General features: G+C 56.8%; 11 protein-coding genes. 3 read left to right on the top strand and 8 right to left on the bottom strand.

Going from position 1 to position 12,381, the window contains the following annotated elements; all coding sequences use genetic code 11:
* Positions 1-51 precede the first annotated feature (51 nt).
* From QMP16_RS08350 to QMP16_RS08360, 3 genes are read left to right on the top strand one after another with little or no spacing between them, the layout of a single operon-like run.
* The gene (locus QMP16_RS08350) at positions 52-1,164 is read left to right on the top strand and encodes an ABC transporter ATP-binding protein (RefSeq protein WP_058272004.1); all 1,113 of its coding nucleotides are present in this window, start codon (positions 52-54) and stop codon (positions 1,162-1,164) included.
* 11 nt (positions 1,165-1,175) lie between these two features.
* Positions 1,176-2,096: an ABC transporter permease gene (locus QMP16_RS08355; protein ID WP_108859642.1), complete on the top strand. Its 921-nt coding sequence runs from the start codon at positions 1,176-1,178 to the stop codon at positions 2,094-2,096.
* The gene (locus tag QMP16_RS08360) at positions 2,093-3,358 is read left to right on the top strand and encodes an ABC transporter permease subunit (protein ID WP_282151988.1); all 1,266 of its coding nucleotides are present in this window, start codon (positions 2,093-2,095) and stop codon (positions 3,356-3,358) included. Before QMP16_RS08355 ends, QMP16_RS08360 begins: the two co-directional genes overlap by 4 nt.
* A gap of 37 nt (positions 3,359-3,395) precedes the next feature.
* Here QMP16_RS08360 and QMP16_RS08365 read toward each other — a convergent pair whose 3' ends face one another.
* The 8 genes from QMP16_RS08365 to QMP16_RS08400 are packed head-to-tail and all read right to left on the bottom strand — an operon-like array spanning position 3,396 to position 12,380.
* Complete coding sequence (locus QMP16_RS08365) at positions 3,396-5,312, bottom strand: beta-galactosidase (protein WP_282151989.1); 1,917 nt, start codon at positions 5,310-5,312, stop codon at positions 3,396-3,398.
* Positions 5,309-6,169: an SMP-30/gluconolactonase/LRE family protein gene (locus QMP16_RS08370; protein ID WP_282151990.1), complete on the bottom strand. Its 861-nt coding sequence runs from the start codon at positions 6,167-6,169 to the stop codon at positions 5,309-5,311. The genes QMP16_RS08365 and QMP16_RS08370 overlap by 4 nt, the downstream gene beginning before the upstream one ends.
* The gene (locus tag QMP16_RS08375) at positions 6,166-6,771 is read right to left on the bottom strand and encodes a 2-dehydro-3-deoxy-6-phosphogalactonate aldolase (protein WP_282151991.1); all 606 of its coding nucleotides are present in this window, start codon (positions 6,769-6,771) and stop codon (positions 6,166-6,168) included. The genes QMP16_RS08370 and QMP16_RS08375 overlap by 4 nt, the downstream gene beginning before the upstream one ends.
* Complete coding sequence (locus tag QMP16_RS08380) at positions 6,768-7,661, bottom strand: 2-dehydro-3-deoxygalactonokinase (RefSeq protein WP_282151992.1); 894 nt, start codon at positions 7,659-7,661, stop codon at positions 6,768-6,770. The genes QMP16_RS08375 and QMP16_RS08380 overlap by 4 nt, the downstream gene beginning before the upstream one ends.
* A 4-nt stretch (positions 7,662-7,665) precedes the next feature.
* Positions 7,666-8,433, bottom strand: coding sequence for an SDR family NAD(P)-dependent oxidoreductase (locus QMP16_RS08385; protein WP_282151993.1), 768 nt, complete (start codon positions 8,431-8,433; stop codon positions 7,666-7,668).
* A complete protein-coding gene (locus QMP16_RS08390) occupies positions 8,433-10,142 on the bottom strand; it encodes an IlvD/Edd family dehydratase (RefSeq protein WP_282151994.1) in 1,710 nt (569 codons plus the stop codon). The genes QMP16_RS08385 and QMP16_RS08390 overlap by 1 nt, the downstream gene beginning before the upstream one ends.
* Before the next feature lie 26 nt (positions 10,143-10,168).
* Positions 10,169-11,509 (bottom strand): alpha-glucosidase/alpha-galactosidase, encoded by a 1,341-nt coding sequence (locus QMP16_RS08395; RefSeq protein ID WP_282151995.1) that lies wholly within the window; start codon positions 11,507-11,509, stop codon positions 10,169-10,171.
* Between the two features lie 22 nt (positions 11,510-11,531).
* Positions 11,532-12,380 carry a carbohydrate ABC transporter permease gene (locus QMP16_RS08400; protein WP_058271994.1) on the bottom strand — a complete coding sequence of 283 codons (849 nt, stop codon included), beginning with the start codon at positions 12,378-12,380 and terminating at the stop codon, positions 11,532-11,534.
* Position 12,381: the final 1 nt, after the last annotated feature.

Genomic DNA, 12,381 nt, shown 5'->3' on the forward strand with positions numbered 1-12,381 from the left:
CGGACGCTATTTCGGTGCGGTCACGGACCGTACCTGACGGAGATACCAAAAATGAGTGCAGGGGTCGGTGTAGATCTTGAGAACCTGTGGATCCGTTTCGGTGATTTTGTTGCTGTGAGGGATGCAAACGTGAACATCAACGGGGGCGATTTCTTTTCGTTTCTCGGTCCCTCGGGGTGTGGCAAAACAACGATCCTGCGGGCCGTTTCGGGCTTTCTGGAACCAAGCGAAGGCAAAGTTCTGATCGGCGGCAAGGATATGCGGGGCATTGGCCCGAACAAACGCCCGACCGCCCTTATTTTTCAGAACCTCGCGTTGTTCCCGCTGATGAAAGTGTGGGAAAATATCACCTTCTCATTGGAGATCAGCGGCGCAAGCGCAAAAGAGCGCCGAAAGCGTGCCGATGAGTTGCTGGACATGATCGCTCTGCCCGACCAGGGTGACAAGTTGCCAAGCGAGTTGTCCGGTGGTCAGCGCCAACGGGTTGCCATCGCGCGCGCGCTATGTGCAGAACCGGATGTACTGTTGCTGGATGAACCGTTGTCCGCGCTGGACCTCAAACTGCGCCAGCATATGCGCACCGAGCTGCGAGAGATTCAAAAACGCGTCGGCATCACCTTCATCTATATCACCCACGACCAGGGCGAAGCCCTGACCATGTCAGACAATATCGCTGTCATGCGGGCTGGTGTGATCGATCAAATCGCTGATGGCAAGACCATTTATAATGATCCCAACACTGCATTCGCGGCCTCTTTCGTAGGTGAAAACAACGTATTCCGCGGCAAAATTAAACAGATTATGGGGAACGAAGCGCTGATTTCAACGAACCGGTCTGGTGAATTGGTTGCACGCATCTCGACCGCCAACCAAGGAAAGCTGGCAGTGGGTGATGACGCCATGATGTTCATTCGCCCCGAGGCTTTTGCGATCGCCTCCGATGGTGCGTCAGGCGATCACTTTGTCACCGCGCGGGTGAACCACGAAGAATTCGAAGGTAACGTCTTCAACATCTTTACCGAAGGTGACGGCGGAAAAGAGATCAAGGTGTCCTTGCCAAACCTCGGCCAATCCTTCGATGACCACACAGGCCAAAACATCACGTTGGAATATGAGACCCGCAATGCGGTTCTGGTTCCGGCGGGTGAATTGGCCGCGGAATAAGGGGGCCGACTATGCCAGGCTTCCTGAAAGAATTCTTTAACCGAAACGGCATTGGCATGGGCGCCGCAATATTGGGTCTTGTCCTGTTCTGGACCATTGGCCTGATCATTCTGCCCCAGCTGTCGATGCTGGATTTCTCCTTCCGTCCGAATCTGCCACCGCCCGAGATTGGCGGGCCTAAGGACGTCTATACGCTGGAGAACTACAAGTACCTGATCTATGGCCCCGAAGGTGGTAGTCAGTCCTATAATGCAGTCGACCTGAGGGTCTTTTTTCGCACACTGCTGGCCGCAGTCTGTGTGACGGTCTTCAACCTGATCCTCTGCTATCCGATTGCCTATTATCTGGGCCAGTCCAAGGGCAACCACATTCGCATCTTCGCGATCATGCTGATCATCCCATACTGGATCAACGAGATTTTACGTGCCTTTGCCCTGCGGATCATCTTTGGTGAGACCGGTGTTCTGAATACCCTGTTCGTGGGGCTGGGCATCTGGGATACGCCGTTTGACTTTATTCGCAACGACATCGCGCTCTATGCCGGTCTGGGTTACGCTTACATCCTGCTGATGATCTTCCCGATGTACAACGTGATCGAAAGTCTGGACAAAAACCAGATCGAGGCTGCGCGCGATCTAGGTGCGCCATGGTGGCGGATCCACTGGCGTGTGGTCATTCCTTACGCCAAACCGGGCATCAGCTCGGGCTGTACCATGGTGTTCATGCTGAGTGCCGGTGCGCTGGCCGCGCCGCAAATCCTAGGCGGACCGTCCAGCCTGTGGTTCACGCAGCTGATCTACCAGCAATTCAATGACAACAATGACTGGCCGCAGGGTGCCGCCTACGCCATCGTTCTTCTGGTGACCTGTATCCTGTTCGTGCTGGCGATGATGCGCCTGTTCAAGGTGAACATGGGGGATATCGGGAAATGAATAATTCCTTCCTTCGTGTAAGCATCTGGGTCTATCTGGTCATCTTCTTCCTGTACCTGCTGGGCCCGCTGGTAATCATGTCGGTCACGGCCTTCAATTCGTCGGCCTTCCCGCGCATGACGCCGTGGGAGTGTCTGACCTTCCAGTGGTTCGGCGAGCTGTTTCAGGATCAGCGTATCCTGAACGGCATCAAGAACTCGCTGATCATTGGCGCCGGAACGGTTATTCTGTCGGTGGCGATGGGTCTGGCCGGTGCGTTGATGCTGACCCAGATCTGGCCTAAGTTACGGGCGACCTACTATACGATCATCATCGCTCCGATCCTGATCCCGGGTGTTGTTCTGGGCATCTCGACTTTGGTGTTCTGGGATCGGATCAACCGGATGCTGGGACTGGGTGCAGATAGTTTCCTGTCCAACGGTATCTTTCTGACGGTGATCGGCCAATCCACCTTTATCGCAAGCTATTGCATGTTGGTTCTGGTGGCGCGCCTGCAGCGTTACGATGTGGCATTGACCGAAGCGGCGCTGGACCTTGGTGCAACGCATGCTCAGGCTTTCCGCAAGATCCTGTTGCCCTTCATGCGTCCTGCGATCGCGTCGGCTGCAGTGCTGGCGTTCCTCGCTTCGTTCGAGAACTACAACACGACCACTTTCACCTTTGGTGAATACCCGACGCTGACGATCGAACTGGCCCAAAAGGTGCGCTACGGCATTACGCCCGCCATTTCGGCTCTGGCCTTCATCATCGTGGCGTTGACAGTGTTCTTTGCCTTGTTGAACGAAGCCAAGCTGAAGCGTCAGGAACTGGTGGCCGCAGCCCGCAAGAGCGCCACAGTTGAGGAGCTGGCCGGCAAGATTAAGCTGCCCAGCTTCTTTGCTGGCAACATGGCGGCTGTCCTACTGGTTGTGTTTGCGGTTGCGACGATCACTGTCGTTGGCACCGCAACGGCCTACAACCCCGGCCAATGCATCGCCAATGTGAAAGAGCAGAAACGCCTGGAAGCGGAACAACGCATTCAAGAGCTGCGCAAGCAGCGCGAAGAACAGCGTAAGAAGCGCGAGGCCGAAGAAGCCGAACAAGGTGGTGCGCAGCAATCCACACCGAAACCATCCAACAACAGTGGTTTTGGCAATGTCTTCGCGCCGAATACTCTTGGTGGGGACGCCGAGGAGGAGAGTTCAGATACTGAAACTCCGCCTTCAAACAACGGTGGCTTTGGGGGCGTGTTCGACCCCAACAGCCTGCAGACTGACCAGTAGGTTTTGAAGCTAAATCCAAAACGAGCGCCCGGAGAGGTTATTCCTCTTCGGGCACTTCTTTCTGCGTGACAGCAATGTCACAGGCGTCAACGACGTCACCGTTCCATGCGACCGGTTGCGCATTGTAGTTTATTAGGAAAACATGCGTGGCCGTCTCGCGACGGCGAAACCCTTTGGGCATCGGATATAGGGTAACCTCGGTTTTGCGCGCGGCCATTTCAACGACCCGGTCCCACAATGTGTCATCCGGGAAACCTGCCAGATACCAAAGGCGACTTTCACCCAAAAGCGCAGGGGTGCCATCTGCAAATGTCAGCAAATTTGAGGCAGCCCCCGAAACCCTGTCGATCCAATGTTGCGCCGCGCCGCCGCCTTCAACGCCACGGCGGATGTTAGGCGGCAATGTCTCAACTAGGTCGACGTCGCATTTCAGACCGTTCAGACCGGGTCGTGCCCGGGGAATCTGGAAATCATGTGTGATCGCCCCGCTGCGTGGGCCCAGGATGAGCAGATCACTGGCCTCCACCAATTGACGTTCCAAATTGTCGCTCACGGTGGCTATCCCCGGAGCAAGGATGAACTTGTAGCCAACACGCGGAATGTTGGTTGAGGACACGAAGTCCACAGACAAGCCCGCCCGCCGCAAGGCGCGATACGCCGAGAAAACCAGACCAAAATAGTCAAATCCCGCGCCTTGGGGCTGTGTCGACCAAGCCCAATCCGAGGCGTAGTCGAACACGATAGCTACCTGGGCCTGTGTCTGCACGACATTGCCGATCTCTGACAACGCGTCCGAAGTCTGCTTTGCCTCGGTCACGGCCGGGGCAGGGCGGTTGTTGGGTGTCAGCAGCCCCGCATGCATTTGCTCTTGCGCAAACGGCGCCTGCCGCCAGCGGAAATAGCTGACAACCTCTGCACCATGCGCCACTGCCTCTAGGGACCACATCTTAACCATTCCGGGTAGTGGTGCCGGATTGTACGGGGCCCAATTCACCGGGCCGGGTTGCTGCTCCATCACCCACCAACGCCCGCGGCCGACCGCGCGATACAGGTCATGATGAAAGGCCTGCATGTCCGGATCGCCCTGCTGAAGAAAGGCAGTTTTGTGGGCTTCATCCGCCTCAAGCCGGTCAGAGAGGAAGCCGATTGGATAGCTGTCCCATGTGGCGATATCCAGATCTGCGCCAACCTTGAAATGGTCGAAATCCAGCACTCGACCCATATAGTTGTGCAACAAAGGCGCATCGGTCAAAGCGCGCAGTACATCTGCCTGGGCTTTGTTATACGCAACGACCTGATCCGAACTGAAACGCCGGAACGCCAGAACATGCGCCGGGTTGGGTTCGGTCACTGTCATATTGGGCAGATCAATCTGGTCGAAATCACGATACTCCATCGCCCAGAATATGTTGCCCCATGTCTCGTTTAGCGCTTCAATGCTGCCGTATTGATCCTTTAGCCAAAGCCGAAAGGCATGCAGAGCGGCGAGGCCGTAGCTGACCGTCGTATCGTGACAGCCATATTCATTGTCGATCTGCCAGGCCGCAACATGCGGGTTTCGCCCATAGCGCTCGCCCATGATCCGGGCGATGCGGACGGATTCCTGGACATAACCCGGATGGCTAAAACAATAGTGCCTGCGTGAGCCGAATTTTCGTGTATTCCCCTGCGCATCCACTGCCAGCATGTCTGGGTGTTTCTCAAGCATCCACCGCGGAGGCGCCGCAGTGGGCGTCCCCAGTACAACCTTGAGCCCAGCCGCCCCAAGCGTTTCGATTGCACGGTCCAGCCAACCCAACTGCAGTTCGCCTGGAGCCGGCTCCATTCGGCTCCAGGCAAACTCACCGATCCGGACCCAGCTTATGCCAGTTTCAACCATCCGAGCCGCGTCTTCGGCCCACATGGCCTCGGGCCAATGTTCCGGGTAATAGCAAACACCAAGTTCTGGTTTCATAGAAGGACTCTGTGTTCTGCCTGGCCAGTGCCAGCATCCAATGCGCCAAAGGTCATGCCATTGGTTGGTTGTGTTTTAACAGTGTCTGCGTCCAACCCCTGACGGGCAGTGGTGCAAAACAGCGTTGTCAGATCGTCGCCGCCAAAGGCGGGACAAGATGTATGTGCGGCCTGAAACGAAACGGCATGCCGAAACCGCCCGTTCGGGTCATAGCAAGCGACACGGTTTGCCCCCCATTGGGCGATCCAGATATTGCCTTCTGCGTCGACCACAGCGCCATCGGGAAAAAGGTCATCAGCGCGCAAATCGAGAAACACCGTGCTATTGCCTTCGGGCCACCCCGTCTCAGGCTCCAGCGAGCAGCGCCTAACCTGTTGTGTGACTGTATCTGTGTAATAGACGCAGGACCTGTCTGAGGAAAAACAGATCGCGTTCGAGATTGTGACCTCGGGCACAAGCAGGCGTAGTTCGCCCTGCCAGTACCGATAGATCGCGCCCGCCTCTTGTTCTGCGTTTTTACCCATCGTCCCAATCCAGAACCCGCCCCACGGGTCTGCGCGCCCGTCATTGGAGCGGGTGACCGGGTTGTTCGCCTCAAGCGAGACGATCAGGTCTTTTTGACCACTGTTCAAACCAAACCGCCACAGACCGGTTTCCGAGGCCATCACTATTGTATCCCGGTCAACCCAACCTGCTGCTGAGACATGTTCCGAAAACTGCCAGCTGTGTTGCTCAACCCCGGTCTGCGTCATCAAACGTTTGTTGATGATGTCAAACCAGTACAGTTGCTTGCGTTCAGGATGCCACAGGGGTCCTTCGCCAAGCTCACAAGGGCGATCATCAAAAACAAAGCTCATCCAGCAGCCTCGTCATAGGCAGCGACGATCCGCTTGGCCTGACCGGCAATTTCCACGACGGACATCCCCGGTTTGAACAGGGCCGATCCGATGCCAAACCCGTCTGCCCCAGCCTTGATCCATTCGGCGAAGTTCTCAGGTCCAGCGCCACCAACGGCATAGACCAAAGTACCCGATGGCAATACAGGTCGCAGTGCGGCCAAACCACTTGGTCCGGCGGTGACACCCGGGAACAATTTCAATCCCGTCGCGCCAGCCTTAAGCGCAGCAAACGCCTCGGTCGGGGTATAAACGCCCGGCCAGCTTTGCATGTTAAACGCGACAGAACGCAAAATGACCTCGGCGTCATAATTCGGGGAAACGATCAGCTTACCGCCAACTTGCGAAACGGCCTCTACCTGCTCGGGGGTCAGAACCGTGCCAGCGCCGATCAATGCTTGATCGCCGAATGAGCTGGCCAACGATTCAATGCTGTTCAGCGGGTCAGGCGAATTCAACGGCACCTCGATCTTGTTGATACCAGATTCGATCAGGGCATGACCTACATTGACGGCTTCTGCCGGTTGCAAGCCACGCAAAATGGCGATGATGGGGCGGCTCATGCGGTTTGCCTCGTTAGTTTACGGGCCTGTGCCAGACCTGCCAATGTGCATTGAGTTGCGTTAGCTGTGTCTACGAAAGCGCCCTGTAATTGCAGCGCACGTGCGTAGATTTGGGACATCCCTTCAGCGCCGATGATTGCCAGTTGCTGCCCCAACCAGTAGGGGCGTGTTGCGCCCAACTCGGCCCCAATCAAAAGCCCGGATAACTTGGCTCGGGCTGTCCCCTTGTCCTGATTGTGCAACAAATCCGCTGCTCGCAGTCCGAACAGGCGCGCAGCCAATTGTTCGGGTTTGGACAACGCGTCTGCCGTAGCTTCTGCGAAGGCGTCGACGTCCCAGCCGTCACCGACCGAATGCTTGAGCACTGATTGCTCGGAGAGCAGTTCAAACATCTCACCCGTCATGAACGTTCGAAAGCTCACGACTTCTCCTGCGCTGATCTGAACCCATTTTGAATGCGTCCCGGGCAGGCAGATAACCCCGTCCCAGTTCGGACGGGTTGCTAGAAAGCCAGATATTTGAGTTTCCTCACCGCGCATAACGTCTGGCGGTGCGTTCTGTTTAAGACCGGGCACCACGAATGCGCGTATCCGGGCATCGGTACCGGGTACCCGTATAGGCGCATCCGACAGCGGTGCTGACGGGACGGCCGAATATGGGGCTTCGACCCAACCTTGCCGCGCACCGACCATACCGCAGGCCACAACGTCGACAGGTTCAGGACCCAACCAGTCAGCGATCAGGTCAAGCAAGGCAGATTGAAACGCATCTCTGCTCAGCCGAGCCATTCCCCGATCAGACTGGGATTGCGCCAGTACGGTGTCGCCCTGCATGGCCCAAGCCCGCAGTTGGGATGTTCCCCAGTCGACGGCTATCCACTCTGCATTCATGGCCTTACCCCGTTACTACAACGCCGCCATCGACGGCCATGCACTGTCCGGTCATCGCGCGGCTGGCACCCGAGGCCAGGAACAATGTCGGTGCGATCATGTCTTCGGGCGTCAGGTGTTCTTTCAGGCACTGGCGCTCCAAATGCGCTGCCAGGTCATCCGGCGTCGCCCACATATCAAGTTGCTTTTGCGTCAAAACCCATCCGGGAGCCAGCGCATTGATACGAATTTTTTGCGGCCCCAATTCGCGTGCCAAAGATCGCGTCATCCCGGTGATCCCGGCATTCGACGTCGTATAGATTGGGTACCCCGCATTCCCCATCATGTAGCTGATCGAGCTGAAGTTGACGATTGAACCCCCTTTGCCAGTCATTTGGCGCGCAGCCTCCTGACAGGCGAAGTAGTAGGCCTTGAGGTTCACCTCAATCATCCAGTCCCAGAACTCGGCGGTGGTTTCCTCAAGCGAGTGACGCTTGTCGTTAGCGGCGTTGTTGACCAACACATCCAAAGGTCCATGTGCCTCGGCAGCCTTTTGCATTGTGGCGTGCAGCAGTTCGGTATCCGTCATGTCGCCCTGCATAAACAGCGGCGCGCGGCCATGTTTGTCTCGCATTTCCTCAACGAATGCGCTGGCGTCCGAGCGGCCGATAAAGGCAACGTTTGCGCCCTGGGCCAAAAAACCGTCTGTCAGTGCGGCCCCTACACCTGAGCCGCCGCCGGTAATATAGACCGAGGCGCCGTTTAGATCGTGAAAAGTGGCTGGATGGTCCATCAGTGGCTCTCTCTGGTCACAAGGCGGGTGTCTTTGCCGACGAGGAAGTCTAGGTCCGCGCCCTGATCGGCTTGCAGCACGTGGTCGATATAGAGTTTCGCGTAACCGCGTGTGTAGTGCGGATCTTCCGGTTGCCACGCGGTGCGGCGGGATTCCAGTTCCTTTTCATCGACCAGCAGTTCCAATTCGCCCTTGCTGGCAGAAACCCGGATACGGTCCCCGGTGTTGACGAGTGCCAGCGTACCGCCTGCCTGTGCCTCGGGGCTGACATGCAGGATGACGGTGCCATAGGCGGTGCCGGACATGCGGGCGTCGGATATGCGGATCATGTCGCGGACGCCTTCCTTCACCAGTTTGGCCGGGATCGGCATGTTGCCGACCTCGGGCATGCCGGGATAGCCCTTTGGGCCGCAACCCTTCAGGACCAGAATGGTTTCAGACTTTACTGGCAGATCATCCCGGTCAATATTTGCTTTCAAGTCTTCGATGCTCTCAAAAACGTAGGCCTCGGCTTCTGTTTCCAGTAGCGCATCCGTCGCGGCCGAGGGTTTCACAATGGCCCCGTTGGGCGCGAGGTTACCGCGCAGCACGCGCAGACCAGCGGCGGGTTTCACCGGATCGTCGAAGGGGCGGATAACGTCGGGGTTAAAGCATTCTGCCCCTTCAAAATGCGCCGAGATATCTTTGTTCAGAACGGTTTTTGCGGGGCGCAGGAAGGGTTTCAACTCGTTCAGAACCACCGGCACACCGCCCGCGTAGCAGAAATCCTCCATCAGGTATTTCCCTGAGGGCATGCAGTTCACCAGTAGTGGGATTTCCGACCCGATTTCAAAATCTTTCAGCGTCAGGTCTACGCCCACGCGGCCCGCCAGCGCGAGTAGATGCACTACTGCATTGGTCGAGCCGCCAACGGCCGCATTGGCCAGAATGGCATTTTCGAACGCTTCCTTGGTCAGGATGTCCGACGGCTTAAGATCTTCGTCCACCATCTCGACAATCCGTTTACCCGTCAGGTGTGCCAGCGCCATACGGCGGGCATCAACTGCCGGCAGGGCGGCGTTGGTGGGCAGGGACATACCCATCGCTTCCACCAAAGACGCCATGGTTGAGGCCGTACCCATGGTCATGCAAACACCTGCGCTGCGTGACATACCGGATTCGGCGTTCATGAAATCCTTCAAGGTCATCTCGCTGGCACGAACGGCCTCGGAAAATTTCCAGACATCTGTTCCGGATCCAATGTCCTTGCCACGGTATTTTCCGTTCAGCATCGGGCCAGAGCTGACCACGATAGAGGGCAGATCTACCGAAGCGGCCCCCATCAGCTGCCCCGGCGTGGTCTTATCGCAACCACCCAAAAGGACTACGCCGTCGATGCCATAGGCGCGAATAGATTCCTCGACATCCATTGCCAGCAGGTTGCGGAACAGCATGGCGGTGGGTTTCATTTGGGTCTCGCCTAGCGACATGACGGGAAATTCGACCGGAAACCCTCCGGCCTCCCAAACGCCACGTTTGACGCCTTCGGCCAGATCCCGCAGGCCCGAGTTGCAGGGGGTCAGTTCCGACCAGGTGTTGCAGATGCCAATGATCGGACGACCATCGAACGCGTGATCGGGAAAGCCTTGGTTCTTCATCCAAGATCTGTGGATAAAGCCATCCTTGTCCAGCTTGCCATACCAATGCTGAGAGCGGCGTTTTTTTGTCATTGTTTTTAAGCCTTCTAAATTTGGGATCAGGCCGCCTTGGCGGGTTTGCACCAATCTGGCAACCAATCGGCATGTGCCACCAACAGGTCACTAACCAAGCTGCGGATCTGACGCAGGTCCAGTTCAGCGGCCGTATGCGGGTCCATCATAGCGGCGTGGTAAATGTATTCTGGGTTCTGCTCAACCAATGCCCGCACAGTCAGTTCCTGCACGTTGATCTGGCTGCGCATCAGCGCGATCAGCTGGGGCGGAATATCTGTTACGACCGAAGGTTGGACACCGTTAGTATCGACAAGGCAAGGTGTTTCGACAGCCGCGCCAAGGGGGAGTTGAGGGATCTGTCCAGTATTGGGCAGGTTCCCATACGCCACGTAGGGCGTATCCGTCACGATCGCATTCATCAGGTCAGCGGCGAACTCATGGCTTCGGATCACTTCAATATCACGCCCGTCAGTCAGGGTCTTTGCCTGTTCTTTCCAACTGGCGATCTGTTCCTCGCAACGGGTTGGGTATTCATCCAGAGGGATGCTGAACTGCTCAATCAGGTCCTGGCGGCCATCTTTGATGAACCATGGAACGTATTCCGCCAAGTGTTCTGAACTTTCCGTGCAGAAATAGCCCAGATGTTCCATCACCTCATACCGCACCTTGTTGGGGCAACGTGGCATCAAAAGCGGTGGTTTGGGAATTTGCCCGCCGGCATACCCTTGCCGCAATGCCGGGTAGAGGTCGCGCCCGTCATGCTCTAGCCTCAGGAAAAAGGCAACGTGGTTCACGCCTGCCACCTTGTAGCGGAACTCGTCCTTGGGCAGGTCCAGATCGTGAGCAAGTTCTTCAACGGTGTTTTGGACAGAGTGACACAGGCCGACATGTTTCAGCGCCGGGAAACGTTCTGCCAGCGCCCATGTGTTGATCGCCATCGGGTTCACGTATTGCAGCAGCGTTGCGTTTGGGCAGAGCTGCATCATGTCTTGTGCAACGTCCCACAACACAGGAACCGTGCGCAGGCCTCGCATGATGCCGCCGACACCCAGGGTGTCAGCGATGGTCTGGCGCAGGCCGTATTGTTTGGGGATCTCGAAATCCGTCACCGTGCAGGGCTTGTAGCCGCCGACCTGGAAGGCGGTGATGACGAAATCGGCGCCTTCAAGCGCGGCGCGCCGGTCGGTATGCTTTGAGACAGATGCCCCTGTTCCGACAGAGCGGATCATCGCCCTGGCGACGGCCTCGCTTTCGGCAAGGCGCACGGGATCGATGTCCATCAGCGCAAAATGGCTGTCGGCCAGTGCAGGCGTCAGCAGGGCGTCGCCCACGATATTCTGCATGAAGATCGTGGAGCCTGCCCCGATAAAGGTGATCTTGGTCATGTGGCAAACCTTTGGTTTGACGTTATTTTACGGCACCGAGGGTCAAACCCGCGATGAAGTGTTTCTGCATGAGGAAGAACATGGCCACCGGCGGCAGAGCCGCGACGATGGAACCGGCACTCATTAGTTGATAGGCCGCCCGAAATTGGGCGTTAAAACTGGTTATACCTGCTGTCACGGGTTGGCTTTCCGCACCCTGTGTCAGGACAACAGCCCAGAAGTAGTCGTTCCAGATGAAGGTGAAAATCAACACACTGAGGGCCGCGATCGCCGGTTTCATCAGCGGTAGGACCACGTACCAGAAAATGCGCCATTCACTGATGCCTTCAACGCGAGCCGCCTCGATCAGTTCGAAGGGCAGGGCGCGGATAAAGTTGCGCATGAACAACGTGCAAAAGCCTGTTTGGAAAGCAATGTGGAACAAGACGAGGCCGGTTTTGGTGTTGTAGAGACCCAACTCCAACGTCAGGTCGCGCACCGGAACCATTAGAATCTGGAACGGGACGAAGTTGCCCGCAACAAACATGAAAAAGATCCAGATGTTTGAGCGGAATTTATAGATCCCCAGTGCAAACCCGGTCATGCAACTAAGCGCAACGGCACCGATCACTGTTGGAATGGTGATCATGAACGAGTTCAGCAAATAGCGTGGCATGTCCGAGTTGAAGAATACCTGCCCATAGTTGTAGGCACCCTCAAAGCTGGACGGCATCCCCCAGTAGTTTGCGTTGGTAAAGTCGGCTGCCGGCTTGACCGAGAACAGCGCTACCGCCAACAGGGGGCCGAGCCACAGCAGCAGTGCCAGGGGCAGCATCGCCTGGTAGGTGATCTGAGCCCCGCGGGGTTGTTTTTCGATGGGTTTGGGAAACATC

Origin of the sequence: Ruegeria atlantica (assembly GCF_947495585.1) — a bacterium.
Classification (GTDB): Bacteria; Pseudomonadota; Alphaproteobacteria; order Rhodobacterales; family Rhodobacteraceae; genus Ruegeria; species Ruegeria atlantica_G.

What these genes read in the sequence shown, in the direction of transcription:
- QMP16_RS08385 (WP_282151993.1), bottom strand. Translation starts at nt 8,433, where the DNA reads ATGGACCATCCAGCCACTTTTCACGATCTAAACGGCGCCTCGGTCTAT.
- QMP16_RS08370 (WP_282151990.1), bottom strand. Translation starts at nt 6,169, where the DNA reads ATGAGCTTTGTTTTTGATGATCGCCCTTGTGAGCTTGGCGAAGGACCC.
- QMP16_RS08350 (WP_058272004.1), top strand. Translation starts at nt 52, where the DNA reads ATGAGTGCAGGGGTCGGTGTAGATCTTGAGAACCTGTGGATCCGTTTC.
- QMP16_RS08395 (WP_282151995.1), bottom strand. Translation starts at nt 11,509, where the DNA reads ATGACCAAGATCACCTTTATCGGGGCAGGCTCCACGATCTTCATGCAG.
- QMP16_RS08390 (WP_282151994.1), bottom strand. Translation starts at nt 10,142, where the DNA reads ATGACAAAAAAACGCCGCTCTCAGCATTGGTATGGCAAGCTGGACAAG.
- QMP16_RS08375 (WP_282151991.1), bottom strand. Translation starts at nt 6,771, where the DNA reads ATGAGCCGCCCCATCATCGCCATTTTGCGTGGCTTGCAACCGGCAGAA.
- QMP16_RS08380 (WP_282151992.1), bottom strand. Translation starts at nt 7,661, where the DNA reads ATGAATGCAGAGTGGATAGCCGTCGACTGGGGAACATCCCAACTGCGG.
- QMP16_RS08355 (WP_108859642.1), top strand. Translation starts at nt 1,176, where the DNA reads ATGCCAGGCTTCCTGAAAGAATTCTTTAACCGAAACGGCATTGGCATG.
- QMP16_RS08365 (WP_282151989.1), bottom strand. Translation starts at nt 5,312, where the DNA reads ATGAAACCAGAACTTGGTGTTTGCTATTACCCGGAACATTGGCCCGAG.
- QMP16_RS08360 (WP_282151988.1), top strand. Translation starts at nt 2,093, where the DNA reads ATGAATAATTCCTTCCTTCGTGTAAGCATCTGGGTCTATCTGGTCATC.
- QMP16_RS08400 (WP_058271994.1), bottom strand. Translation starts at nt 12,380, where the DNA reads ATGTTTCCCAAACCCATCGAAAAACAACCCCGCGGGGCTCAGATCACC.